Below are 25,418 nucleotides of genomic sequence, written 5' to 3'. Positions count from 1 at the left end.
GACGGTAATAAGCATGAATCTTCACGAGTATCAGGGTAAGCAGCTGTTCGCTGAATACGGCCTGCCAGTATCCCAGGGTTTCGCCGTAGACACCCCGGAAGCAGCAGCAGAAGCGTGCGACAAAATCGGCGGGACCGAATGGGTTGTCAAAGCCCAGGTTCACGCAGGTGGTCGCGGTAAAGCGGGCGGCGTTAAGCTGGTTCGCAGCAAAGAAGACGCCAAAGCATTCGCTCAACAGTGGTTGGGCAAGCGTCTGGTGACTTACCAGACTGATGCCAATGGTCAGCCAGTCACCAAGATCCTGGTTGAATCGTGCACTGATATCGCTAAAGAGCTGTACCTGGGCGCTGTCGTTGACCGTTCGAGCCGTCGCATCGTGTTCATGGCTTCCACCGAAGGTGGCGTGGACATCGAGAAAATCGCTCACGACACCCCTGAGAAAATCCTCAAGGCCACTATCGATCCACTGGTTGGCGCTCAGCCATTCCAGGGTCGCGAGCTGGCATTCCAGTTGGGTCTGGAAGGCAAGCAAGTCGCTCAGTTCGCCAAGATCTTCGTAGGTCTGGCCAAACTGTTCAAGGATCACGACCTGGCTCTGCTGGAAGTGAACCCGCTGGTGATCAAGGCTGACGGCGATCTGCATTGCCTCGACGCCAAGATCAACATCGACGCCAACGCCATGTACCGTCAGCCTAAGCTGAAGACTTTCCACGATCCGTCGCAAGACGATCCGCGCGAAGCGCACGCTGCCAAGTTCGAACTGAACTACGTAGCGCTGGAAGGCAACATCGGTTGCATGGTCAACGGTGCTGGCCTGGCCATGGGTACCATGGACATCGTCAACCTGCATGGCGGCAAACCAGCCAACTTCCTCGACGTGGGCGGCGGTGCTACCAAAGAACGCGTTACCGAAGCGTTCAAGATCATCCTGTCCGACACTAACGTCGCTGCAGTACTGGTCAACATCTTCGGCGGTATCGTTCGTTGCGACATGATTGCCGAAGGCATCATCGGCGCTGTGAAAGAAGTCGGCGTGAAAATCCCGGTTGTTGTTCGCCTTGAAGGCAACAACGCTGAGCTGGGCGCTAAAGTACTGGCAGAAAGCGGTTTGAACATCATCGCTGCTACCAGCCTGACCGACGCTGCTCAACAAGTTGTCAAAGCTGCGGAGGGCAAATAATGAGCGTCCTGATCAATAAAGACACCAAAGTTATCTGCCAGGGTATTACCGGTTCGCAAGGTAGTTTCCACACCCAGCAAGCCATCGAGTACGGCACCAAGATGGTTGGCGGCGTAACTCCAGGCAAAGGCGGCACCGAGCACCTGGGTCTGCCAGTGTTCAACACCGTGAAAGATGCTGTAGCTGCCACTGGCGCCACCGCCAGCGTGATCTACGTTCCAGCTCCTTTCTGCAAAGACTCCATCCTGGAAGCAGCATTCGGCGGCATCAAGCTGATCGTTTGCATCACTGAAGGCATTCCTACCCTGGACATGCTGGATGCCAAGGTCAAGTGCGACGAGCTGGGTGTAATCCTGATCGGCCCTAACTGCCCAGGCGTGATCACTCCAGGCGAATGCAAGATCGGCATCATGCCAGGTCACATTCACTTGCCAGGCAAGGTCGGTATCGTTTCCCGTTCCGGCACCCTGACCTACGAAGCTGTGAAGCAAACTACTGACGCCGGTTTCGGTCAGTCGACTTGCGTCGGCATCGGCGGTGACCCGATCCCGGGTTCGAACTTCATCGACATCCTGAAGCTGTTCCAGGAAGACCCGAAGACCGAAGCGATCGTGATGATCGGCGAGATCGGCGGTTCGGCTGAAGAAGAAGCGGCTGCCTACATCAAGGCACACGTGACCAAGCCGGTTGTTTCCTACATTGCTGGTGTGACTGCCCCTGCGGGCAAGCGCATGGGCCATGCTGGCGCAATCATTTCTGGCGGCAAGGGCACTGCAGACGAGAAGTTTGCTGCCCTGGAAGACGCAGGCGTTAAAACCGTGCGTTCGCTGGCAGACATCGGCAAGGCTTTGTCCGAGCTGACCGGTTGGGCGATCAAGTAAGCCTCGCGCTGATCTGACGCTTCACCAACAAAGGCCACCTTCGCAGGCTGTGTGAAAACGCACTGATGGTGGTTCCAAGCAAACGCCCCGACTTGTTCGGGGCGTTTGCTTTTGTGCAGACAGCAGGCGAAAAAGGCTTTTCAGCCCATCAACGCCATCAGTTGGCGCGCGCCGAGCACGTTAATTGCTCGTTTCAGGTTGTAGGCGTTCACTGCCAAGGCCATTTCGGCTCTTGTACCCTCAAGCTGTCGCAGCAGGAAGCGAGCATTGCCAAACAACCACTGCTTAAGGTTGCCGAACGGATGCTCAACGATGGATCTTCGAGCGGTCATCATTTCTGGATGCGCCAGCATTCGCTGCTCCATTCGTTCGAAAGCCTCTTCATGAGCATGGCGTGTGACATAGCGGCGCTGGGCCTCAGTACATTGCGCTTTCAGCGGACAGTTGGCGCAGTCGCTAACCGCCGCCTGATAGATGCGATCCCCCTTACTGATCTGCTTGAGTGTCAGCCATTTGCCGGCAGGACATTGATATCGATCCTGCGCTGCATCGTAGGTAAACACTGTTCGATCGAAGAACGCCTGCTCCTTACCGCAGGAGTTACTTGACCGATTCGGCGGTACATAAACCGTGATGTTCTCATCCTCACAAGCCTGGAACTGCCTGCCATTCGAGTAGCCCGCATCGGCAGTGACCGTCAGTTCATCTTGCTGCAGTTGTTCCTTGGCGGCCTTGGCCATCGGCTCAAGTTGCTTGCGATCATCACTGTCCTGAGTGACTTCATGATGCAGAATCAGGCAATGCTCAGCGTCCGCGGCGGTTTGCACGTTGTACGCAACCCGCGGCCCTTTGTGCGTTCGCATCATTCGGGCATCGCTTTCGTGGGTATTGAATTGCTCAAGCTCCATTGATTTCATCAGTGCCTGGCACGTCAGGTTATTGGAGTGCCTGAGTTCAAGTTGCGCCAAAGCCGTCTTGACCGCACTGCGATCAACCACCTCATTGGCTTCGTTTTTATCCGCCTCATCCAACTCGGCCAAATACTGAGCGATGCGTTTATCCAGCTTCTGCTCCTGGTGCTTGAGCCGCTTCAAATTCATATGACGCCGCGAGGAAGCAACCGCCTGAAACTTGCTGCCATCGATGGCCACCAGCTCGCCGGCGATGAGACCCACCGTGCGGCAAAACTGGACGAAGGCACGACAGGTCGCGATAAAGGCAGCTTTGTTGTTCTTGCGAAAGTCGGCAATGGTCTTGAAGTCGGGTTTGAGCCGGTTGATCAACCACATCACTTCGATGTTGCGCTGGCACTCGGCTTCGAGACGCCGCGATGAGCGAATCCGCTGGAAATAGCCATAGAGGAACAGCTTGAGCTGATCGGCGGGATCGTAAGAGGGGCGCCCGGTACCTTTTGATAAGGCTTTATCAAAACCCAAGCGCACAAGATCAAGCTTGGCGACGTAGGTGTCGATCACACGAACGAGGTGATCCTCGGGGATCAACTCTTCCAGCGAGACCGGGAACAGGCTGGTCTGGCTGCGGGACTGTCCTTGGATGTAGGCCATAACGAAAAATGCTCCGTATCTTTCGATACGGAGCATTTTCTTTGAGCTCCGCGCAGATTGCTAGGTTTTCACACAGTCTGTTCGGGTGGCCTTTGTCGTTGTGGTGAGGGGATTTATCCCCGTTCGGCTGCGTAGCAGTCGTCAAGTCAAGCAATGCGGTGAGTCTGATGTACTGCATGTGATTTGGGGGGCGCTTCGCGACCCAACGGGGATAAATCCCCTCGCCACGGGGTTCTGTGCAAGTAAATTAGATACGTAAACGCGACACAGAAATGTCGCGTATCGGATACTTCGCACCCTAACAGTGCGTTTGTCGGGCAAATTCGTTAGGCTAGCAGCCATTTTTGCGTCCGCGTCCCACAAGGTTGCTACGCGCTAAACGGGTCAGTCCTATACGGACTGACAGCATTTCCCTCACCCCTCAGGGAAATCCCTCTCTAAATTCCGATTCAGTAGTGTGGTATTTCCTTAATGAAAGTGTTGAAAGGCCAGGACATCCTGGCACTTGGTTTTATGACGTTTGCCCTGTTTGTCGGGGCTGGCAACATCATCTTCCCGCCTATCGTCGGTCTGCAGTCCGGTCCACATGTCTGGATGGCGGCGCTGGGCTTTCTGATCACCGCGGTCGGTCTTCCGGTGATCACCGTTGTCGCCCTGGCCAAGGTCGGTGGCGCCATGGATGCCTTGAGCAGCCCGATCGGGAAAGTCGCCGGTGGCCTGCTGGCGGCCGCGTGCTACCTCGCTGTCGGCCCGCTGTTCGCGACACCGCGCACCGCCACTGTGTCGTTCGAAGTCGGCTTGGCACCGCTGACCGGCGAGAGCCCGCTGGCGCTGTTCCTCTATAGCTCGGTGTACTTCCTGCTGGTGTTCTTCATCTCGCTCTATCCGGGCCGGCTGCTGGATACCGTAGGACGTTTCCTCGCACCGCTGAAGATCATCGCCCTGGCCGCGCTCGGCATCGCCGCGTTTGCATTGCCTGCCGGTGATGTTGGCGTGGCCACCCCGGAATACGTGGCGGCACCGTTCTCCCAAGGCTTCATCAATGGTTACCTGACCATGGATACCCTGGGCGCGTTGGTATTCGGTATTGTCATCGTCAACGCGATCCGCTCCCGTGGCGTCGAGTCGCCGGTGTTGATTACCCGTTACGCGATCATCGCCGGGCTGATTGCCGGCGTGGGTCTGGCGCTGGTTTACGTCAGCCTGTTCCGTCTCGGTTCGGGCAGCCATGAAGTGGCCGCGGGTGCCACCAACGGCGCGGCGGTGTTGCACGCTTACGTGCAACACACCTTCGGCTCTCTGGGCAGCGGTTTTCTGGCGGTGCTGATCTCCTTGGCCTGTCTGGTGACGGCGGTTGGTCTGACATGCGCCTGCGCTGAATACTTCAGCCGTGTGCTGCCGCTGTCCTACAAGACATTGGTCATCATCCTGGCCGCGTTCTCCCTGCTGGTGTCCAACCTGGGCCTCACCAAGCTGATTGCATTCTCGATCCCGGTGCTGACCGCGATCTACCCGCCGTGCATTGCCCTGGTCGCCCTGAGCTTCTGCAAGGACTTTTGGCATGAGCAGGGCCGCATCGTCGGTCCGGTGATGCTGGTGTCGTTCATCTTCGGTTTGATCGACGCCCTCAAGGGCGCGGGTCTGGCGGACTGGATGCCGACTCAGTTGTCCCACCTGCCGCTGAGCGAGCAAGGCTTGGCCTGGCTGGTGCCGTCGGTCATGACCCTGGTCGTCGCGGTGGTATGCGATCGCTTGCTGGGCAAGCGCGAAGAAGCACTGGCTTAAGCCGCTTCATGGCCCGCCACAAGCGTGCCGTGAACACACATGGAAATGCCCCGTATCAATCGATACGGGGCATTTTTTTTGGAGGCGGTGCAGTGTCTTTTTCCTTGAGCTAACGTCGAAGCAGTGCCAAGACCTAATGTGGGAGCGAGCCTGCTCGCGATAACGGTAGATCAGTCAACATATGTGTTGAATGTAAATCCGTCATCGCGAGCAGGCTCGCTCCCACAGGAATTATGTACTCCGCATCTACATCACAAGGACCTGCATGTCGTTCATCCACGCCAACATGATCCACATCCTCGCCGCGCTCTGGTTCGTCATCTGCTGGGGCGGCTACACCCGTTATGCGACGTGGAAGGGCCGCGACACCGCGTGCCTGGCCAGTGTGCTGCACCTTTATCGCGAAGACTGGATGCGCCGCATGCTGTTGCGCGACAACCGCATCGCTGACGCCAGCGTGATCGGTAACCTGGAGCGCAACGCCTCGTTCTTCGCCTCCAGCACACTGATTATCCTGGCCGGCATTCTCACGGTGCTCGGAGCCTCCGAAAGGGCGGTGTCGTTGTTGGCGGATATCCCGATGGTGCAACAGGCATCGCAGGGGATGTCGGAGATCAAGTTGCTGTGCCTGGCGCTGGTGTTTGTCTATGCGTTCTTTACGTTCAGCTGGTGCATGCGTCAGTACAACTTTGCGGCCATTCTGGTGGGCTCGGCACCTATGGTCGGTGAGCGTCATGTTTCCGAACAAGAGCGCAAAGCCTTTGCTGCCCGGGCGGCCCGCGTCATTTCCATGGCCGCCAACCAGTTCAACTTCGGACTGCGCGCTTACTACTTCGGCATGACGATGCTGGCCTGGTTCGTCAGCCCGTGGTTGTTCATGTTGATGAGTGCCGGCGTCGTGCTGGTGTTGTATCGCCGGGAGTTTCATTCCGACGTTCTCGACGTGATGGTCTATACACCTACAGAGGCGCCATTGCCCGAGGCGATTAAAGAGGCTGTTTGATGAGTATTCCGTTCTGGTGTGTGTTTATCAGTGCCTTGCTGATTTTTGTGGCAAAGATTCCCGTGGCCAAGGCGATGAACGAGCAAGGCGGCGGTTACGACAACCACCTGCCGCGTCAGCAACAGGCGCAACTGACAGGCTTTGGTGCCCGTGCGTTGGCGGCTCATCAAAACTGTTTTGAGGCGTTCATTCTGTTCGCGGTGGGGGTGTTGATGGCGCACACGACGCAAACGGCGGGGTGGCTGATCGACTTGCTGGCAATCATCTTCGTGATTACGCGAATCATTTATTTGCTGTGCTATTGGACTGATCTTGCCTGGCAACGGAGTCTGGTGTGGTTCGTCGGTCTAGTGTGTTCATTGCTGTTGATGATTAGTCCGACTTTTAGAACTATTTTGCTGTAATGCCTGCATTGCAAACAAAAAATCAGGCAAAAGAAAACCCGCACCTGGCGGGTTTTCTTTATCACGCTAAAAACTGTTTTAGTTTTTAGGTGCTTCTTTTGTGGCTGCTTCGTTCGATTCAGCCTGAGCTTTGGCGGCTTCGGCGTTTTCTTTCGCCGCGTCGTTCACTTTATCCTGAGCTTTGCTCATGTCTTGCTGAGCTTGCTCGGCATGTTTGTTAGCATCTTGAGCTTTGTCCTCGGATTTTTTATCGCAGGCTGCGAGACCGAGGGAAGCGGTCAACATCAAGGCAATAGCTAAAGTCTTACGCATGGGGTGTTTCTCCTTATGGAAAATATATCTACTGGCCTTTCGAGCGCAGCCCGCAGCGTTAAGTTCCTCAATTCATACAGATATATAAGTTTATTCCGACGGGAACTTTTACTAAAAACGTCTAGTGCGTTGCCTGAACACTAAGAAGAGTTTAATCAAAATGGCCGAAAACCCCGTTTTTGAGCGCGCTACACGATTTCTATCGGCACTGCGACATTGTCAGGTACTTGGGCTGCGGGTTCACAGCGCCAGCAGCGAAGGCCTGACGGTCATCCTGCCGTACAGTCCTCAAATTGTTGGCAACCCGCAAACCGGCGTGATTCATGGCGGGGCGCTGACCTCGCTGATGGACACTGCCTGCGGCATGTCCACCCTCTGCGTGCTACCCGAGTTCGAAGTTTGCCCGACCCTCGACCTGCGCATCGACTACATGCACGCCGCCGCGCCGCATAAAGATGTTTACGGTTTTGCCCAGTGCTACCGGGTGACCACGGATGTGATCTTTGCTCGCGGTTTTGCCTACCAGGACGATCCCGAGCAGCCCATCGCCCATGTGGTAGGTACCTTCATGCGCATGGGTAAAGCGATCAAAGGCACCAAAGGCTTTGGCGGCGTCATCGCCGGAGGTGCGAAATGACCGACACCTTTAAGGAACAGCTTCAGCAGGCGCATGAGCAGGGTGACTATGTCTCGCTGATGCATCTGATTCCCTACGCCAAACTGATCGGCGTCGAGTGTTCGCGGGTGGGGGATGACCTGCTGTTTCGCTTGCCGGCCAACAAGGACAACATTGGTAACCCTTTATTGCCGGCGATTCATGGCGGCGTGATCGCCGGGTTCATGGAGTTGTCCGCAGCGCTGCACCTGCTGATTCTCACCGGTTCGCCGGGTGTGCCGAAGATCATCGACTTTTCCCTCGACTACCTGCGCGCCGGGCAGTTTCGCGACACCTGGGCCAAATGTCAGGTTTGCCGTCAGGGTCGCCGGGTCGCCAACGTAGCGATTACCGCCTGGCAAAGCACCGAAGCCGAACCGATTGCCACGGCCCGTGCCCATTTCAAAATTGAAGAGCCCTTGAAATCCTGAACTGAGCCCCCAACTTTGATGACATCCCGCCGCCGACCCTTAAGGTCGCGGCTTAGCCATCTGATTGGAGTTTGATGACCATGAGTGTGGAAACTCAAAAGGAAACCCTGGGCTTCCAGACCGAGGTGAAGCAACTGCTGCACCTCATGATCCATTCGCTGTATTCCAACAAGGAAATTTTCCTTCGCGAATTGATCTCGAACGCCTCTGACGCTGTCGACAAATTACGTTTCGAAGCCCTGTCCAAGCCTGAACTGCTGGAAGGTGGCGCCGAGCTGAAAATCCGTGTGAGCTTCGACAAGGACGCTAAAACCGTCACCCTCGAAGACAACGGCATCGGCATGAGCCGCGAAGAAGCGATCACCCACCTGGGGACCATCGCCAAATCCGGTACTGCCGATTTCATGAAACATCTCTCTGGCGATCAGAAAAAAGACTCGCACCTGATCGGTCAGTTCGGTGTGGGTTTCTACTCTGCATTCATCGTCGCCGATAAAGTTGACGTGTTCAGCCGTCGCGCCGGTGATGCTGCCAGCGAAGGCGTGCACTGGGCATCCAAGGGCGAAGGCGAATTTGAAGTTGCCACCGTTGAGAAAGCCGACCGCGGCACTCGCATCGTCCTGCACCTGAAATCCGGTGAAGACGAGTTCGCCGATGGTTGGCGTCTGCGCAACATCATTAAAAAATACTCCGACCACATCGCTTTGCCGATCGAGTTGCCGAAAGAAGTGGCCGCCGCTGAAGGCGAAGAGCAACCGGCCGTTGAATGGGAAACCGTCAACCGCGCCAGCGCCCTGTGGACTCGCCCTCGCACTGAAGTGAAAGACGAGGAATACCAGGAGTTCTACAAACACGTCGCCCACGACTTCGAGAACCCGCTGAGCTGGAGCCACAACAAGGTCGAAGGCAAGCTTGAATACAGCTCGCTGCTCTACGTGCCGGCCCGTGCTCCGTTCGATCTGTACCAGCGTGAAGCGCCGAAAGGCCTGAAGCTGTACGTGCAGCGCGTATTCGTGATGGATCAGGCAGAGTCGTTCCTGCCGCTGTACCTGCGCTTCATCAAAGGCGTGGTCGATTCCAACGACCTGTCGCTGAACGTGTCGCGGGAAATCCTGCAGAAAGACCCGATCATCGACTCCATGAAGTCGGCGCTGACCAAGCGCGTTCTCGACATGCTGGAAAAGCTGGCGAAGAACGAGCCTGAGCAATACAAAAGCTTCTGGAAAAACTTTGGCCAGGTCATGAAAGAAGGCCCGGCAGAAGACTTCGCCAACAAAGAGAAAATTGCTGGCCTGCTGCGTTTCGCATCGACCAACGGTGATGAAGGCGAGCAAGTGGTGGGTCTGGCCGAATACCTGGCTCGCGCCAAAGAAGGTCAGGACAAGATCTACTACCTGACCGGCGAAACCTACGCGCAAGTCAAAAACAGCCCGCACCTGGAAGTCTTCCGCAAGAAAGGCATCGAAGTGCTGCTGCTGACCGACCGCATCGACGAGTGGCTGATGAGCTACCTCAGCGACTTCGACGGCAAGAGCTTTGTCGACGTGGCGCGTGGTGACCTGGACCTGGGCAACCTGGACTCGGAAGAAGACAAGAAAGCCGCGGAAGAAGTCGCCAAGTCCAAAGAAGGTCTGGTTGAGCGTCTGAAAACTGCACTGGGCGATTCCGTGGCTGAAGTGCGGGTTTCCCATCGTCTGACCGATTCCCCGGCGATTCTGGCCATCGGCGAGCAGGACCTGGGCATGCAGATGCGTCAGATTCTGGAAGCCAGCGGTCAGAAGGTTCCGGAATCGAAGCCGATCTTCGAATTCAACCCGGCTCACCCGCTGATCGAGAAGCTCGACAACGAGCAGAGCGACGAGCGCTTCGGCGATCTGTCGCACATTCTCTTCGATCAGGCAGCCCTGGCAGCCGGCGACAGTTTGAAAGATCCGGCTGCGTACGTGCGCCGTCTCAACAAACTGCTGGTTGAACTGTCGGTTTAACTGCGATGTACAAAAACCCGCTTCGGCGGGTTTTTTTATTCTGGTGTCTTTTACTGGGAGTTAGTCATGAGCCAAATCACTGTTCGTTCCGTCGCTTATCAGATTGATGGCCAGTCGTATGAAAGCCGTCTCGCCTTCGACGCCGACCATACAGGCCCGCGCCCGGGGTTGTTGATGGCGCCGAACTGGATGGGCGTCAGCGCCGGTGCCGAAGAGATCGCCAAGTCCGTGGCGTCCAAGGGTTATGTGGTATTGCTCGCGGACCTCTACGGCCAGTCGGTCCGTCCGCAGAACGGCGACGAGGCGGGTGCAGCAATGATGCCGCTCAAGAATGACCGCCCGTTGTTGCGCAAACGCATGCAAGCAGCGTTCGATCAGCTGCAAATCCAGGCCGAAGCGGCGGTCGATAGCTCGAAACTGGCGACCTTCGGTTTCTGCTTCGGCGGTTGCTGTTCGCTGGAGTTGGCCCGCACTGGCGCGCCAGTGAAAGCGGCGGTGTCGTTCCATGGCTCGCTCGATACGCCGAATCCGGCGGACGCCAAAAACATCAAAGGTTCGGTGCTGGTGCTGCACGGCGCATCCGATCCATTGGTGCCGAAAGAGCAATTGCCTGCGTTTGAAGAGGAAATGAATGCGGCGGGCGTGGATTGGCAACTGCTGAGCTACGGCGGCGCGGTGCATTCCTTCACCGATCCGCATGCCAACGTGCCGGGCATGATGATGTATGACGCGAAGACGGCGGGGCGTGCGTTTACGTCGATGCACAACTTGCTGGATGAAGTGTTTAAAGGCTAAAGGCAAAAAGCCCCTCACCCTAACCCTCCCGAAACGTCGGACCGCCCGTAGGGAGAGGGGACTGACGAGGGTGGGCTTTAGATATTTTTCGACCTGAAAGATTGAGTCGTACTCAGGTTTGAAAAGTCCCCGATCTGCTCCCTTTCCCCCCTCTCCCCATTGGGGCGGTCCGACGTTTCGGGAGGGCTGGGGTGAGGGGTCGATTTTCAGCCTGACGCTACCTACCGCGGCAACTCAATCCGCTCGCTTTCCCCCGGCACCGTCGGCCAATCCCCGGCCGCCCAGCGCCGGCGAGCCTCATCGATCAACGCCGGATCGCTCGCCACGAAGTTCCAGTTGATCCGCCGCGGCCCGTCCAGCGGCGCCCCGCCAAACAACACGGCATGACAGTCGCTTTCAGCGAACAGCGTCATCTCTTCTCCGACCGGTAACACCACCAGCGAATGCGGTTCTATCAGTTCGCCCTCCAGTTGCACCTCGCCGTCCAGCACGTACAACGCCCGCTCTTCATGCTCGGTAGGAATCAGCAGTGTCGTCGCCGTTTGCAGGTTCAATTCGGCATACAGCGTCGGAGAAAGCACCGGGACCGGTGATTCCAGGCAAAAGCCTGACCCGGCAATCATCCGGATCTTCACCCCCAGATTTTCGCTGACCGGCAGCGTGGCCGCCGGATGGTGACTGTAGTGTCCGGGACCGTGCTCTTTATCTTTCGGCGAGGCCAGCCAAATCTGCAAACCGTGCATCGTGAAACCGCTGTCTTTCAACGCCTCAGGCGTGCGCTCGACGTGGGCAATCGCGCTGCCCGCCGTCATCCAGCTGACATCACCGGCGTTCACCACTTGATCGGAGCCGAGGCTGTCCTTGTGCTGGATTTTTCCTTCGAACAAGTACGTGAGGGTCGACAGACCAATGTGCGGATGCTGACGGATGTTCATGCCTTTTCCCGCCTCATAACGGGTTTCGAGCATGTGGTCGAAAAACACGAAAGGCCCGACGCTGCGGCATCTGGCTGACGGCAGCGGGCGAAGAATCGGCTGGCCTTCGACATCTTCGGTGCGGGGGCGGATCACGAGCGGAGTGTTCATGCTGCATTCCAGGCTGAGCGGGTAATGCGTGGAGCATAACCCGCTTGCGCAGCCCTTGCCGCTATTGGCTGAAGGCACCTTCAGACAGGTGCGTTTCGATGCTGACGTCGGTGGTGGTCATCAACTTGTGGACCGGGCAACGGTCGGCCACGCGGTGCAACTCGTCGCGCTGGGCGTCGGTGAGCACACCTTTGAGGGTCAGTTTGACGTGCAGGGCATATTTACCTTTCTGCTCTTCGCTGTTGTCACGTTTGACTTCGACCGTGATACCGGTCAGCGGGATGTCTTTCTTCTTCGCGTACATCTTCAAGGTCAGGGCCTTGCAGGCACCCAGGGCCGCGTCGAAGTAATCGTGTGGCTCGGGCGCCGAGCCTTCGCCGCCGGCGAGTGTCGGTACGTCGGCAAAGAGTTCATGGTCATCGATCTGTACGCTGTGACGAAAACCTTCGGTGGAGACGGTATTGACGGTGACAGTCATGGAAAACCTCGTAGGCAACAGGAAAAGTTATTCGATCAAAAAAGACCTTGAAGTTATAGAGCACTCCTCCTGTTACGCGTTCCACTTTTTCACTTGACCATTGCCGTGCGCTGAATCGTTACCGCCCGACGATCGAAGTAGTTAGGCGTTTTGATATCACGTTTTCGTCTTACGCAAATTTTCTCAGGGCCGATACCTTCTAAAGCAACCCGCTGCAGGGTAGATGCAGCGCTTTTGGAAGGAACCAGAGCAATGAGTATCAGAAGTCTCAATATTGCGCCGCGTGCGGGCCTGGGTTTTGGCCTGCTGGCGTTGATGGTGTTTGGATTGGGGGCGTTCGCCTTGCTGCAAATGTCGAACATGCGCGCGCAGTCCGATCAGGTCGATGACAACTGGCTGCCCAGCGTGATGGCGGTCGGGGAGATGAATCAGGACATGCTGCGGCTGCGGGCATTGACTATGCGTCTGCTGCTCAATCGGGACCCACAGGCGCTGATGCAAAACGTCAGTAAACTCAACGAACTCAAAGGTACCCTGGGTGAGCCTCAGCAGCGTTATGACGCGCTGATCGTACTGCCCGAAGAGCGTGTGCTGTTCGACCGCTTCAAAGCCTCGGCGCAACACTACCTGCAGTTCCAGACTCAGGTGATGACGCTGTCGGCCCAGGGACGGGTGGAAGAGGCGGCCGCTATCCTCAATGGCGAGATGAGTCCGTTGGCCGATGAAATCGCCGCCACCCTCAAGGCATTGATCGAGTCGAACAAGCACAACGCCAACCTGGCGACGGAAGCGGGGCGCCAGGTGTTCAGCCATTCGCGGGTTTGGGTCGGGGTGATGATCGGCCTGACGGCGCTGATGACCATCGGCCTGGCGCTGCTGTTGACTCGCAGCATCGTCGTGCCGCTTTCCCAATCGTTGAAGGTGGCTGAAGGGGTGGCTGGCGGCGATCTCACCGGTGATATCAGCATCACCGGCAAGGACGAGCCGGCGCGGCTGTTGCACGCGCTCAAGAGCATGCAGGGGAGTTTGCGCGAAACCCTGCGGCGTATTTCCGACTCATCCAGCCAATTGGCCTCGGCCTCGGAAGAACTCAGTTGTGTGACCGAAGAGGCCACCCGGGGCCTGCATCAGCAGAGCCTGGAAATCGACCAGGCCGCCACGGCGGTGAATCAGATGACCGCGGCGGTGGAGGAGGTCGCGAGCAATGCGGTGGCCACGTCCGAAGCGTCTCGGGAATCCGACCGGATCGCCCAACATGGTCGCGAACAGGTGCATCAGACAGTGTTGTCCATCGAATCCCTGGCCGACGATGTCACGGCCAATGCGACCCAGGTCGAGGACCTGGCGCAGAAAGTTTATGGCATCAGCAAAGTCCTGGACGTGATTCGCTCGATTGCCGAGCAAACGAACTTGCTGGCCCTGAACGCGGCCATCGAAGCGGCGCGGGCCGGGAGTGCCGGGCGCGGGTTTGCGGTGGTGGCCGATGAAGTGCGGGCGCTGGCGCATCGGACTCAGCAATCGACCCAGGAAATCGAGCAGATGATCGCTGGCATCCAGCAAGGCACCGATGCGGCGGTCAGCTCGATGCAGCAGAGCAACACCCGGGCGCGTTCGACCCTGGAAGTGGCGAAAGCCGCCGGCAAGGCGCTGGAGGAAATCGCCACGGCGTTTACCCTGATCAATGAGCGCAACCTGGTGATCGCCAGCGCCTCAGAGGAGCAAGCGGCTGTCGCGCGCGAGGTGGATCGCAATCTGATGAACATTCGCGATCTTGCATTGCAGACGTCGACCGGGGCGAATCAAACCAGTGCTGCAAGTCAGGAACTGTCTCGGTTGGCGGTCGATTTGAATACCCTGGTGGCGCGCTTCTCGGTCTGAACGCCGAGCGACTTTGTCGTCCCGGCGATGCTACCGGCTGGCTGTGCAAGGTTGCGGGTGGCGTCATCCCGGCCTATGGTCCAAGCGATACTTGCCTGCGACTGGCGCGCGATGATTCGCCGCCGGTTGCTGTCCATCCAGTGCTGATTTTCGTAGCGAGGTGACGACATGCCCACCGACTCCCGACCCGCCGTGCTCGAACTGATCGGCAATACGCCGCTGGTGCGCGTCAGCCGTTTCGATACCGGCCCGTGCACGCTGTTCCTCAAGCTCGAATCGCAGAACCCCGGTGGTTCAATCAAGGATCGTATCGGCCTGGCGATGATCGACGCCGCCGAGCGCGATGGCAGCCTGCGACCCGGCGGCACCATCGTCGAAGCCACCGCCGGCAACACCGGCCTCGGCCTGGCTCTGGTCGGCCGTGCCAAGGGCTACCGAGTGGTGTTGGTGGTGCCGGACAAGATGTCCACCGAGAAGGTCTTGCACCTCAAGGCGATGGGCGCCGAGGTGCACATCACCCGCTCCGACGTCGGCAAGGGCCATCCCGATTACTACCAGGACGTTGCGGCGCGGCTGGCGCAGGAAATACCCGACGCCTTCTTCGCCGATCAATTCAACAACCCGGCCAACCCGCTGGCCCACGAGTGCAGCACCGCGCCAGAGATCTGGGCGCAGACTCAGCATGATCTGGACGCCATCGTCGTCGGCGTCGGGTCGGCCGGCACGCTGACCGGGCTGACCCGCTTCTTTCGCCGCGTGCAACCGGACCTGGTCATGGTGCTGGCCGATCCGGTCGGCTCGGTGATGGCTGAATACAGCCGCAGCGGCACCATGAGCACGCCCGGCTCCTGGGCGGTGGAGGGCATCGGCGAGGACTTCATTCCGTCGATTGCCGACCTGTCCAGCGTGCGCCACGCCTACTCGATCAGCGACGAGGAAAGCTTCGATCATGCCCGCCAACTGCTGCGCGTCGAAGGTATTCTCGGCGGCTCTTCGACCGGCACTTTGTTTGCGGCAGCATTGCGCTACTGCCGCGAGCAAACCGAACCGAAGCGGGTCGTCAGCTTCGTCTGCGACACCGGCACGCGCTACCTGTCGAAGGTATACAACGATCAGTGGATGAACGATCAGGGCCTGCTGCAGTACAAACATTACGGCGATCTGCGCGACCTGATCTCGCGGCGTTTCGAGGATGGCCGGGTGATCAGCGTGGGCCCGGACGACACGCTGCTCACCGCGTTCCAGCGCATGCGCCTGGCTGATGTGTCGCAACTGCCGGTGCTCGAGGGCGGGCAGCGGCTGGTCGGCGTGATCGACGAGTCCGACATTCTGCTTGGCATGCAAGAAGAGGCTTCGCACTTTCGCATGAGCGTGTCCAGCGCGATGACCGATAAGCTGCAAACCCTGCCTCCCGGCGCCAGTCTGGCGGAGCTACGGGCGGAGCTCGACCGTGGGCTGGTGGCGATCATCGCCGACGCTTCGGGCTTCCACGGCTTGATTACTCGCGTCGACATGCTCAATCACCTACGGAGATCCCTTACATGAGTCAACACGATGAAAACGCTGTGCCACGTGCCTTCGCCACCCGTGTGATCCATGCCGGGCAAACGCCCGACCCTTCCACCGGGGCGCTGATGCCGCCGATTTACGCCAACTCCACCTATTTGCAGCAGAGCCCCGGTGTGCACAAGGGCTTTGACTACGGGCGCTCGCACAACCCGACGCGCTTTGCGCTGGAGCGTTGCGTGGCAGACCTCGAAGGCGGCACCCAGGCCTTCGCGTTCGCCTCCGGGCTGGCCGCGATCTCCACAGTGCTCGAGCTGCTCGACGCGGGCTCGCACATCGTCTCCGGCAATGATTTGTACGGCGGCACCTTTCGGCTGTTCGACAAGGTGCGCAAACGCAGCGCCGGGCATCGCTTCAGCTTTGTCGACCTGACTGACCTGGCGGGATTCGAAGCGGCACTGCAGCCCGACACGAAGATGGTTTGGGTCGAGACGCCAAGCAATCCCTTGCTGAGCCTGACGGACCTCGCCGCCGTCGCGCGCATCTGTCGCTCGCGAGGCATCATTTGTGTGGCCGACAACACCTTTGCCAGCCCCTGGATACAGCGCCCGCTGGAGCTGGGCTTCGACATCGTGCTGCACTCGACCACCAAGTACCTGAACGGCCACTCCGACGTGATCGGCGGCATTGCGGTGGTCGGACAAAACGCAGACCTGGCGGAGCGTCTGGGCTTCCTGCAGAACTCGGTAGGCGCGATCGCCGGGCCGTTCGACGCTTTCCTCACCCTGCGCGGCGTGAAGACCCTGGCGCTGCGCATGGAACGCCACTGCAACAACGCGCTGGACCTGGCGCAATGGCTGGAGCGTCAGCCGCAGGTGGCACGCGTGTATTATCCGGGCCTGCCGTCGCACCCGCAGCACGCACTGGCGCAACGGCAGATGCGCGGTTTCGGCGGGATGATTTCCGTCGACCTGAACAGTGACCTGGCGGGTGCCACGCGTTTCCTCGAGAGCGTACGAATCTTCGCCTTGGCCGAAAGCCTGGGTGGGGTGGAAAGCCTGATCGAACACCCGGCGATCATGACTCACGCCACCATCCCCGCGGGCACCCGCGCGCAACTCGGCATCGGCGATGCGCTGGTGCGGTTGTCAGTGGGGGTCGAGGATGTCGAAGACCTGCGCGCCGACCTGGCACAGGCGCTGGCGCGGATCTGAATTTCAGCAGGCAAAAAAAATCCGGAACCCTTATCGGATTCCGGATTTTTGTGTCGAGCCGGATCAGCTGCCTTTGACAGCCTTGCCGTTGACCGTACCGTCGAGGAGCATGATGTTGTACTCCTTGCCGTCGGTTTCAACCTGTTGCAGACGAACCAACAGGTAATCCCAGTCCTTGGCGAACCACAGGACGGTGATGCGCTTGCTTTGTGTCGGGTCGCGCACGCGCTCGACCTTGATGGCATCGATCTGGCCAGCCTTGGTGTCGACCTTTTCTGAGCCCAGCACGCGGAAGTCATAGGTATCGACTTCGCCGTCGTCGACGACCTGGTAGCTCATGCTTTTCTTGCCAGCGGCCACGTCGTGCTGCAGGGCCAGCTGATAAGTGGATTTGTCGACCATGCCACGGTTGAGCGGGATCTTGACCGGGTCACCCCGATCGGTGCCGGTGACCATTTTGTTGGTCCAGTCGAAATCCAGGTCAGCTTTCTTGGCTTTACCCAGGCCGCCACGTTCGAAGTGGTAGGACTGCGGTAGCAAGGTGTCCTTGTCCAGCGTCAGGGTGCTTTCTTCGGTCAGGCTGGCGATCATCATCGAGGCCTTGAAGCTGAGCTTCCAGGCGCCGTTGGCTTGCTTGGTCAGGCTTCGTTCAGCGGTGCCGCTCATGGGCAACTGCTTCCAGTCAGCGGTGTAGCTGGCGGAGAAAGGTTGAAGTTCTGCAGCCTGCGCAAATGGCAGTGCGAGCAGAGCGCAAGCGAAGAGCAGGGCACGACGCATAAAATCTCCTAGGTTCGAATCAAGTGGCCGCTGGCCGCGAGTAACTTTCCATCCAGTAAAGCACCTTGCTCGCCGAGTGATACACGACCTTCGGCAAACCAGCGTACAGCCAGCGGGTAGATCAGGTGTTCCTGGGTATGAACTCGCTGCGCCAGACTCTGCGGCGAATCGTGCAACTCTACCGGTATTACTGCCTGTACGACCAGTGGTCCGCCATCGAGTTCCTCGGTGACGAAGTGCACGGAGCAGCCGTGCTCGGTGTCGCCGGCTTCCAGCGCGCGCTGATGCGTGTGTAACCCTTTGTATTTGGGTAGCAGCGAAGGATGGATGTTGAGCAGGCGACCCTGGTAGTGGCGCACGAAACCAGCGCTGAGAATGCGCATAAAGCCGGCCAGTACCACGAGTTTGGGGTTGAACGCGTCGATCAGTTCGATCAGCGCGGCATCGAAGGCCTCGCGGCCTTCGAAAGCCTTGTGATCCAGGGTGCGGGTGTCGATACCCGCGTCCCTGGCGCGTTGCAGGCCGTAGGCGTCGGCGCGGTTGGAAATCACCGCAGCGATGCGGGCCGGGCTGTCGCCGGTCCGCGTGCTGTCGATCAAGGCCTGCAAGTTACTGCCGGTGCCGGACAACAGCACCACCACATCACAGGTCTGGGACATCAATGAGCCTTGAGGTTCTTCAGTTCAACCTGAGCCGCGCCTTCGGCCGCGGTGGAGATCTGACCGATGACCCAAGGCTGCTCGCCGGCTTCACGCAGCACGTTCAGCGCGGTTTCAACGTGCTCTTGAGCGACGCAGATGACCATGCCCACGCCGCAGTTCAGCACGCGGTGCATTTCGTTTTCGTCGACGTTGCCTTTCTCTTGCAGCCAGTCGAACACGGCAGGACGGGTCCAGCTCGCGACGTCAACCACGGCTTGTGCGCCTTTTGGCAGAACGCGCGGGATGTTGTCCAACAGGCCACCGCCGGTGATGTGGGCCATGGCTTTCACGGCGCCGGTTTCCTTGATCAGCTTGAGCAGCGGCTTCACGTAGATACGGGTCGGGGCCATCAGCAGGTCGGTCAGTGGTTTGCCGTCGAGCTGGATGCTTTCGATGTCGGCACCGGACACTTCGATGATCTTGCGGATCAGCGAGTAGCCGTTGGAGTGCGGGCCGGAAGACGGCAGCGCGAGCAGGGCATCGCCGGCAGCGACTTTGGAACCGTCGATGATTTCGGATTTTTCCACGACGCCGACGCAGAAGCCAGCCAGGTCGTAGTCTTCGCCTTCGTACATGCCAGGCATTTCAGCGGTTTCGCCGCCGACCAGGGAGCAGCCGGACAATTCACAGCCAGCGCCAATGCCGGTCACGACCTGGGTCGCGGTTTCGACGTTGAGTTTGCCGGTGGCATAGTAGTCGAGGAAGAACAGCGGCTCGGCGCCGCAGACCACCAGGTCGTTCACGCACATGGCAACCAGGTCGATGCCGATGCTGTCGTGCTTGTTCAGGTTCAGCGCCAGACGCAGCTTGGTGCCGACGCCGTCGGTGCCGGAAACCAGCACGGGCTGCTTGTAGCCGGCCGGGATTTCGCAGAGGGCGCCGAAACCGCCCAGGCCGCCCATGACTTCCGGGCGCGCAGTGCGCTTGGCGACGCTCTTGATGCGTTCGACCAATGCTTCACCGGCGTCGATGTCTACACCGGCGTCCTTGTAGCTCAGGGAGGGTTGCTTGCTCATGATCCAGGCCTTTAGGGGGGATTCAGGGGTAACGACCGAGTCCAGTGGGACCACCGAAACTGACGAAGGCGATTGCCATCCGCGAATTTCAGGGTGCCCGGCTGTTGCCGGTCTGCGAAGGCGCGCGATTTTATCAGGCTTGAGGGGCAGCGGCCATCCTCAGGCCGACGGCAGGGGCATATCCGCTTAAAAAAACCTTCATTGCCCGTGTTGGTCGCCTCCTTCATGGCTGTATAAGGTATCGCTATTAACCGTCTATCGTTATGACAGTGCAAAAACTATCGGGGTCGGGTGAATGTTTTGCTTGGGGGCGTGGTCACAGCCTTGCTCAATCCGGTTCACGCGGTCTGTTCCAGCCGCTCTTGTCGTCAGGAATCCTCCATGCGTTTTTTTTCTAGATTTTTATTTGCGGGCTGTATGTCATTGGTCAGCCTGGCGAGTCATGCCGAAACCGTCAAAAATCTGTATCAGGTGCGTCAGCCTGTCAGTGGTCAAACCCCAGAGGTGCGCGATCAAGCGACCCAGCAAGCGCTGGATACGTTGGTGTTGCGCCTGACCGGTGATCCCAAGGCTGCGCAAAGCCCGGGGTTGGCGGCACTGCGCAAAGACCCGCAACAGATCATCAGTCAGTACGGCTTTGACGCCGGTCCGCCGGAAGTGCTGAAGGTCGATTTCGACCCGGCCACCACCGAGCAAGCGTTGCGTCGTGCCGGGCTGTCGTTGTGGGGGGCGAACCGGCCTTCGATCCTCGGCTGGTGGTTGAACGATTCCACTGAGGGTTCGAGCCTGGTGGGCGATGGCCAGGCCAGTGCTGCACCGCTGCGCCGAGCGGCTCAACACCGTGGTCTGCCGCTGCGCCTGCCGCTGGCAGACCTGAGTGAGCAGATCGTCGCCACGGCACCGAATCTGGAAGGTACGGACGCGACGCCACTGCGCGGGGCATCGGAGCGTTACAACGCTGACGCCTTGCTCGCGGTGCATGCCCGTGAAGAGGGTGGGCAGTGGCAGGCCAAATGGCATTTGTGGCTGGGCGACAAGAAGGAGGCGGGCAGCGTAGAGGGTGCGGATCAGGCCGCCGTGGCCGATGCGGTGATGCTGGCGGTCAGTGAGCGACTGGCGCCTCGTTTTGTCGTCAAGCCGGGTGTTTCGAGCGAACAATTACTTGAAGTGCAGGGCATGAATCTGGAGCACTACGCGACGCTTGGACGTTTGCTGGAACCGTTTGGTGCACGTCTGCAAAGTGTCGATGGCGACCGTGTTCTCTACCGGGTCAATGGCAGCGCCGATCAGTTGCGCTCGCAGTTGTCACTGGCGAAGTTGCAGGAGGTTCCGGCCGGTGAAGCGCCAGCGCCAGTCGCACCGGTTCAGCCGGCCGAGGGTTCGGCACCGGTGGTCGCGCCGACTCCGGCACCTGTGCCGCAGTTACGATTCCGTTGGTAACGGTTTTCTTCTTTATATAGATGCATAGGGAGTTGTACATGGCCGATACGCGGCGTTGGTTCTGGTTGGGTGGGATAATCCTGCTCTGCGCGTTTGTCTGGCTGTTGCATCCGATCCTGACACCGTTTCTGGTGGCGCTGCTGTTGGCTTATCTGTTCGATCCATTGGTGGATCGGCTGGAGAAGGCCGGACTCTCTCGCACCTGGGGCGTGGTGGCAGTGTTTGCGCTGTTCACCTTGATCTTCACGACGTTGCTGCTGGTGTTGGTGCCGATGCTCGCCAAGCAGCTGTTCCGCTTGTATGAACTGGCGCCGCAGATGCTCGACTGGTTGCAGCACACCGCGCTGCCGTGGGCGCAATCGAAATTTGGACTCTCGGATAATTTCTGGAAGTTCGACAAGCTCAAGGCTGCGATCAGCGAGCACATGGGCCAGACCTCTGACATTGTCGGGGTGGTGCTGAGTCAAGCGACGGCTTCCGGGCTGGCGCTGATTGGATGGCTGGCGAATCTGGTGCTGATCCCGGTGGTGAGTTTCTACCTGCTGCGTGACTGGGACTTGATGATGGCCAAGATCCGCGGCCTGCTGCCCCGTGATCGCGAAGAGCGCGTTGTGATTCTGGCGGGTGAATGCCATGAAGTGCTGGGGGCGTTTGTGCGCGGTCAGTTGTTGGTGATGGTGGCGTTGGGCGTGATCTACGCGGCCGGCCTGATGCTGGTGGGGCTGGAATTGGGACTGTTGATCGGTTTGATTGCCGGTCTGGCGGCGATCGTTCCTTATATGGGGTTTGTCATCGGTATCGGTGCGGCCTTGATTGCCGGGTTGTTCCAGTTCGGTGGCGATCTGTATCCCATGATCGGTATCGTCGCGGTGTTCATGGTGGGGCAGGCGCTGGAAGGCATGGTGCTGACGCCATTGCTGGTGGGAGACCGGATCGGTCTGCACCCGGTGGCGGTGATCTTCGCGATTCTGGCGGGGGGCGAGCTCTTCGGATTTACCGGCGTGCTGCTGGCGCTGCCGGTGGCGGCGGTAATCATGGTGCTGGTGCGCCATGTGCATGATTTATATAAAGATTCGGAAATGTACAGCGGTGTTGATGAGCCCGAGATTTAAGAGGGTCTGATCAAGCATCGCGGGCAGCCTGGTTCATTGCCGGGTTGACCCGAATCCCTCGTGCGGCTGTCACATGCGCCGCCAAAGAAACTGTCATAAAACCAGTGTGTTAACGCAAACCTTTGATTTTGCTTGTGGTCTGTCGCATTGTGCGACCCGCCTCACGGGTATAAACTTCGCAAACTTTACACAGAGGCCACTAACGGTTCCTTTGGAACTGTTCAGTCAGCATGAAACCGATTCAGCTGCCCCTAGGTGTGCGTCTGCGTGATGACGCTACCTTTATCAATTACTACCCAGGCGCCAATGCCGCAGCACTCGGCTATGTCGAGCGGCTATGCGAAGCCGACGCCGGCTGGACCGAAAGCCTGATTTATCTCTGGGGCAAGGACGGGGTAGGGCGTACGCACTTGTTGCAGGCGGCCTGCCTGCGCTTCGAGCAACTGGGGGAGCCAGCGGTGTATTTGCCGCTGGCCGAACTGCTTGATCGCGGCATCGCCATCCTCGACAACCTCGAACAGTACGAACTGGTCTGCCTGGATGATTTGCAGGCGGTGGCCGGTCGGGCGGATTGGGAAGAGGCGCTGTTCCATCTGTTCAATCGTCTGCGTGACAGCGGTCGACGCCTGCTGATCGCCGCGTCGACCTCCCCGCGTGAACTGCCGGTGAAGCTGGCGGACCTCAAATCCCGTCTGACGTTGGCGCTGATCTTTCAAATGCGTCCGCTCTCCGACGAAGACAAATTGCGTGCCTTGCAACTGCGCGCCTCTCGTCGCGGTCTGCACCTGACCGATGAAGTAGGGCATTTTATTTTGACCCGCGGTACGCGCAGCATGAGTGCACTTTTCGAGTTGCTTGAGCGTCTCGATCAGGCCTCCCTTCAAGCTCAGCGCAAGCTGACGATTCCCTTCCTGAAAGAAACTTTAGGCTGGTAAAACACAAGCCTGTCGTGGGTTTTGGCATATTTCAGGCGTCAAGAAATCCGCTTTCCTACAGGTTGCAGGCTGCGCGAACGTCTAAAACGGGCTTAAGCGCTTAGATGTAAACGAGAAACCGAGAAGTCACATAAAGTTCGATTGAATTTGCAAATGAGGTTGATAGCGGGCATAGTCTCGCCATCTTTTGAACTATCAGCCACGGTCGTGCCCATGCTAAATCGCTTTGCACCCCTCGTGCCCCTCGCACTCGTTACCCTGTTGTTCGGTTGCGCTGCTCACTCTCCAGTGTCCCAGCAAGAGCAACAACAGCAGGTTAGAAATTCTGCTACCGCCCAATCTTCCGCTCTTTATCAGCAAGCTCTTTTCCAGGAAGAGGCGGCCACCGAAAAAGAACTGGCAGACTTCGCCGGCGGCAAGTCCTACCAGCTTCCGGTTCTGGCTGACAGCATCCTCGAACGTGGCATGTCCCTGATCGGTACCCGTTACCGTTTCGGCGGCACATCCGAAGCTGGCTTTGATTGCAGCGGCTTCATCGGTTACCTGTTTCGTGAAGAGGCCGGCCTGAACCTGCCACGCTCCACTCGCGAAATGATCAACGTCGACGCTCCGCTGGTTTCTCGCAGCAAACTGGAGCCGGGCGACTTGTTGTTTTTCGCCACCAATGGCCGTCGCGGCCGCGTCAGTCACGCCGGGATCTACCTGGGTGACAACCAGTTCATCCATTCGAGTAGCCGCCGCAGCGGTGGTGTCCGGATCGATAGTCTGGGCGACAGCTACTGGAGCAAAACTTTCATCGAAGCCAAGCGCGCACTGGCGATGGCGCCAACTGCAGCCCCGACGATCGTCACGGCTCGCAAGTAAGCGGACTTTTTGTAAGGTGAACTTAAAGTCTTACTTGAAGTTTGCCGCGTAGCCGCTAGAATCCTGATCTATTATTGATGGCAAACCGCCTGCGTCCTGCGCAGGCGGTTTTCTTTTCTGCGCCCCCCTGCAGAAAAAGCCGCAGCCAGATCAGGATGCTCTGCATATGTCGACGTCGGCCCGCCTCGCAATCATGTTCTTCGCAGCGCTGCTCAGCGCCTGCGCCAGCCGTACACCGCCACCTGCGCCGGTGGTTCGCGCTCCCATTATTTTCGGTTCCTCCCAAGCATTTTCCCCTGAGGCAGAAGACGTCTTGTTCCGCGCGCTCGGCCTGGTGGGCACGCCGTATCGCTGGGGTGGTAACACGCCGGATTCGGGTTTTGATTGCAGCGGGCTGATCGGTTACGTCTATCGTGACGTCGCCGGCATTTCCCTGCCGCGCACCACGCGCGAGATGATCAGCATGCAGGCGGCCAGTGTGGGCAAGGAAGGTCTGCAAACCGGGGACCTGATCTTCTTCGCCACCAATGGCGGTTCTCAGGTCAGTCACGCCGGGATCTACGTCGGCGAAGGTCGCTTCGTCCATGCGCCGGCCACCGGCGGCACGGTGAAGCTCGACAACTTGTCCAAAGCTTACTGGCAGAAAGCCTATCTGAGCGCCAAGCGCGTCTTGCAACCTGAGCACTTGGCGCATAACCCATAGTTCGCGAGGTTGTCATGACCGCCCGCACACTTAATCTCGACGATTCCCTGTATCAATACCTGCTCGACGTTTCCCTGCGCGAAACGCCGCTGCTCAAGCGTTTGCGTGACGAAACGCAGGCACTGCCCATGGCTCGCTGGCAAGTGGCGCCGGAACAGGGCCAGTTCCTTGCTCTACTGGTGAAACTCACCGGCGCCAAGCGTCTGCTGGAAGTCGGCACCTTCACCGGTTACAGCGCGTTGTGCATGGCGGCTGCATTGCCGGATGACGGTTCGCTGATCTGCTGTGACATACCCGGCGACTACAACGCCACCGCGCGGCGTTACTGGCAGGAGGCGGGGCTTGCCGGGCGGATTGACCTGCGTCTGGCGCCCGCGCTGGAAACCCTGGCTCAGCTGGATCAGCAAGAGCCATTCGACCTGATCTTTATCGATGCCGACAAAGCCAACTACCCACGCTATCTGGAGCACGCATTGCGTCTGCTGCGCGTCGGCGGTCTGGCGGTGTTTGATAACACGCTGTGGAGCGGCCGGGTGCTTGAGGACAATCCCGAGAGCGAGGACACCCGAGCCATCCAGACGCTCAATCGCGCCTTGAAAGATGACTTGCGTGTGGACCTGTCGTTGTTGCCTTTAGGTGATGGGCTCACGCTCTGTCGTAAGCGCTAAATCCCTGTGGGAGCGAGCCTGCTCGCGAAGGGGGCGGCGCATTCA

At 58.8% G+C, this 25,418-nt stretch carries 25 protein-coding genes; 18 read left to right on the top strand and 7 right to left on the bottom strand.

The window, feature by feature from the left end:
* The first annotated feature begins 13 nt into the window (after window positions 1-13).
* Window positions 14-1,180, top strand: a complete 1,167-nt coding sequence (gene sucC, locus ACYZTW_RS24715) for an ADP-forming succinate--CoA ligase subunit beta (RefSeq protein ID WP_008148602.1) — start codon at window positions 14-16, stop codon at window positions 1,178-1,180.
* The gene (gene sucD, locus ACYZTW_RS24710) at window positions 1,180-2,061 is read left to right on the top strand and encodes a succinate--CoA ligase subunit alpha (RefSeq protein WP_095078740.1); all 882 of its coding nucleotides are present in this window, start codon (window positions 1,180-1,182) and stop codon (window positions 2,059-2,061) included. The genes sucC and sucD overlap by 1 nt, the downstream gene beginning before the upstream one ends.
* A 140-nt stretch (window positions 2,062-2,201) precedes the next feature.
* Here sucD and ACYZTW_RS24705 read toward each other — a convergent pair whose 3' ends face one another.
* A complete protein-coding gene (locus ACYZTW_RS24705) occupies window positions 2,202-3,626 on the bottom strand; it encodes an IS1182 family transposase (RefSeq protein WP_462001183.1) in 1,425 nt (474 codons plus the stop codon).
* Window positions 3,627-4,097: 471 nt separating this feature from the next.
* Between ACYZTW_RS24705 and brnQ the strand changes: the two genes are divergently transcribed.
* The 3 genes from brnQ (at window position 4,098) to ACYZTW_RS24690 (ending at window position 6,818) form a co-directional block, all read left to right on the top strand.
* Window positions 4,098-5,411 carry a branched-chain amino acid transport system II carrier protein gene (gene brnQ / locus ACYZTW_RS24700; protein ID WP_462002182.1) on the top strand — a complete coding sequence of 438 codons (1,314 nt, stop codon included), beginning with the start codon at window positions 4,098-4,100 and terminating at the stop codon, window positions 5,409-5,411.
* A 265-nt stretch (window positions 5,412-5,676) separates the two neighbouring features.
* Window positions 5,677-6,414, top strand: coding sequence for a DUF599 domain-containing protein (locus ACYZTW_RS24695; RefSeq protein ID WP_462002181.1), 738 nt, complete (start codon window positions 5,677-5,679; stop codon window positions 6,412-6,414).
* Entirely contained in the window at window positions 6,414-6,818 is a 405-nt protein-coding gene (locus ACYZTW_RS24690) for an MAPEG family protein (RefSeq protein WP_462002180.1), read from the top strand. Before ACYZTW_RS24695 ends, ACYZTW_RS24690 begins: the two co-directional genes overlap by 1 nt.
* Window positions 6,819-6,896: 78 nt before the next feature.
* Here the strand turns inward: ACYZTW_RS24690 and ACYZTW_RS24685 are convergent, their stop codons facing one another.
* Window positions 6,897-7,130 carry a hypothetical protein gene (locus ACYZTW_RS24685; RefSeq protein WP_123364604.1) on the bottom strand — a complete coding sequence of 78 codons (234 nt, stop codon included), beginning with the start codon at window positions 7,128-7,130 and terminating at the stop codon, window positions 6,897-6,899.
* Window positions 7,131-7,290: 160 nt separating this feature from the next.
* On the opposite strand from ACYZTW_RS24685, the gene ACYZTW_RS24680 reads away from it, so the two are divergent.
* From ACYZTW_RS24680 to ACYZTW_RS24665, 4 genes are all read left to right on the top strand, one after another.
* Window positions 7,291-7,767, top strand: coding sequence for a PaaI family thioesterase (locus tag ACYZTW_RS24680; protein ID WP_462002179.1), 477 nt, complete (start codon window positions 7,291-7,293; stop codon window positions 7,765-7,767).
* A complete protein-coding gene (locus ACYZTW_RS24675; protein WP_462002178.1) occupies window positions 7,764-8,216 on the top strand; it encodes a PaaI family thioesterase in 453 nt (150 codons plus the stop codon). The genes ACYZTW_RS24680 and ACYZTW_RS24675 overlap by 4 nt, the downstream gene beginning before the upstream one ends.
* Window positions 8,217-8,296: 80 nt before the next feature.
* On the top strand, window positions 8,297-10,201 hold the full coding sequence (gene htpG / locus ACYZTW_RS24670; protein ID WP_462002177.1) for a molecular chaperone HtpG: 1,905 nt from the start codon (window positions 8,297-8,299) through the stop codon (window positions 10,199-10,201).
* 66 nt (window positions 10,202-10,267) lie between these two features.
* On the top strand, window positions 10,268-10,996 hold the full coding sequence (locus ACYZTW_RS24665) for a dienelactone hydrolase family protein (protein ID WP_462002176.1): 729 nt from the start codon (window positions 10,268-10,270) through the stop codon (window positions 10,994-10,996).
* 221 nt (window positions 10,997-11,217) lie between these two features.
* Here the strand turns inward: ACYZTW_RS24665 and ACYZTW_RS24660 are convergent, their stop codons facing one another.
* Both ACYZTW_RS24660 and ACYZTW_RS24655 read right to left on the bottom strand, forming a co-directional pair.
* Window positions 11,218-12,081 (bottom strand): pirin family protein, encoded by an 864-nt coding sequence (locus tag ACYZTW_RS24660; RefSeq protein WP_462002175.1) that lies wholly within the window; start codon window positions 12,079-12,081, stop codon window positions 11,218-11,220.
* Between the two features lie 61 nt (window positions 12,082-12,142).
* The gene (locus tag ACYZTW_RS24655) at window positions 12,143-12,559 is read right to left on the bottom strand and encodes an OsmC family protein (RefSeq protein WP_283183621.1); all 417 of its coding nucleotides are present in this window, start codon (window positions 12,557-12,559) and stop codon (window positions 12,143-12,145) included.
* Between the two features lie 252 nt (window positions 12,560-12,811).
* On the opposite strand from ACYZTW_RS24655, the gene ACYZTW_RS24650 reads away from it, so the two are divergent.
* The 3 genes from ACYZTW_RS24650 (at window position 12,812) to ACYZTW_RS24640 (ending at window position 17,157) form a co-directional block, all read left to right on the top strand.
* Complete coding sequence (locus ACYZTW_RS24650; RefSeq protein ID WP_462002174.1) at window positions 12,812-14,437, top strand: methyl-accepting chemotaxis protein; 1,626 nt, start codon at window positions 12,812-12,814, stop codon at window positions 14,435-14,437.
* Between the two features lie 168 nt (window positions 14,438-14,605).
* Window positions 14,606-15,982, top strand: coding sequence for a pyridoxal-phosphate dependent enzyme (locus ACYZTW_RS24645; RefSeq protein WP_462002173.1), 1,377 nt, complete (start codon window positions 14,606-14,608; stop codon window positions 15,980-15,982).
* Window positions 15,979-17,157, top strand: coding sequence for a cystathionine gamma-synthase (locus tag ACYZTW_RS24640; protein WP_462002172.1), 1,179 nt, complete (start codon window positions 15,979-15,981; stop codon window positions 17,155-17,157). Before ACYZTW_RS24645 ends, ACYZTW_RS24640 begins: the two co-directional genes overlap by 4 nt.
* A gap of 63 nt (window positions 17,158-17,220) precedes the next feature.
* On the opposite strand, the gene ACYZTW_RS24635 is transcribed toward ACYZTW_RS24640, so the two are convergent.
* From ACYZTW_RS24635 to purM, 3 genes are read right to left on the bottom strand one after another with little or no spacing between them, the layout of a single operon-like run.
* Complete coding sequence (locus ACYZTW_RS24635; RefSeq protein ID WP_056744016.1) at window positions 17,221-17,934, bottom strand: DUF3108 domain-containing protein; 714 nt, start codon at window positions 17,932-17,934, stop codon at window positions 17,221-17,223.
* 8 nt (window positions 17,935-17,942) lie between these two features.
* Window positions 17,943-18,593 (bottom strand): phosphoribosylglycinamide formyltransferase, encoded by a 651-nt coding sequence (purN, locus tag ACYZTW_RS24630; RefSeq protein WP_129445131.1) that lies wholly within the window; start codon window positions 18,591-18,593, stop codon window positions 17,943-17,945.
* On the bottom strand, window positions 18,593-19,651 hold the full coding sequence (gene purM / locus ACYZTW_RS24625; RefSeq protein ID WP_462002171.1) for a phosphoribosylformylglycinamidine cyclo-ligase: 1,059 nt from the start codon (window positions 19,649-19,651) through the stop codon (window positions 18,593-18,595). The genes purN and purM overlap by 1 nt, the downstream gene beginning before the upstream one ends.
* Before the next feature lie 381 nt (window positions 19,652-20,032).
* Here purM and ACYZTW_RS24620 point away from each other — a divergent pair, with 381 nt between their 5' ends.
* The 6 genes from ACYZTW_RS24620 (at window position 20,033) to ACYZTW_RS24595 (ending at window position 25,373) form a co-directional block, all read left to right on the top strand.
* Complete coding sequence (locus tag ACYZTW_RS24620; RefSeq protein WP_462002170.1) at window positions 20,033-21,091, top strand: DUF2066 domain-containing protein; 1,059 nt, start codon at window positions 20,033-20,035, stop codon at window positions 21,089-21,091.
* A gap of 38 nt (window positions 21,092-21,129) precedes the next feature.
* On the top strand, window positions 21,130-22,203 hold the full coding sequence (locus ACYZTW_RS24615) for an AI-2E family transporter (protein ID WP_462002169.1): 1,074 nt from the start codon (window positions 21,130-21,132) through the stop codon (window positions 22,201-22,203).
* A 230-nt stretch (window positions 22,204-22,433) separates the two neighbouring features.
* Window positions 22,434-23,138, top strand: a complete 705-nt coding sequence (gene hda / locus ACYZTW_RS24610) for a DnaA regulatory inactivator Hda (protein ID WP_008148645.1) — start codon at window positions 22,434-22,436, stop codon at window positions 23,136-23,138.
* Window positions 23,139-23,351: 213 nt separating this feature from the next.
* The gene (locus ACYZTW_RS24605; RefSeq protein WP_462002168.1) at window positions 23,352-24,002 is read left to right on the top strand and encodes a C40 family peptidase; all 651 of its coding nucleotides are present in this window, start codon (window positions 23,352-23,354) and stop codon (window positions 24,000-24,002) included.
* Between the two features lie 166 nt (window positions 24,003-24,168).
* The gene (locus ACYZTW_RS24600; RefSeq protein ID WP_462002167.1) at window positions 24,169-24,705 is read left to right on the top strand and encodes a C40 family peptidase; all 537 of its coding nucleotides are present in this window, start codon (window positions 24,169-24,171) and stop codon (window positions 24,703-24,705) included.
* Between the two features lie 14 nt (window positions 24,706-24,719).
* On the top strand, window positions 24,720-25,373 hold the full coding sequence (locus ACYZTW_RS24595) for an O-methyltransferase (RefSeq protein ID WP_462002166.1): 654 nt from the start codon (window positions 24,720-24,722) through the stop codon (window positions 25,371-25,373).
* Window positions 25,374-25,418 lie beyond the last annotated feature (45 nt).

Source organism: Pseudomonas sp. LB3P25 (assembly GCF_054897985.1).
This window is presented reverse-complemented; position numbering and strand designations above follow the sequence as displayed.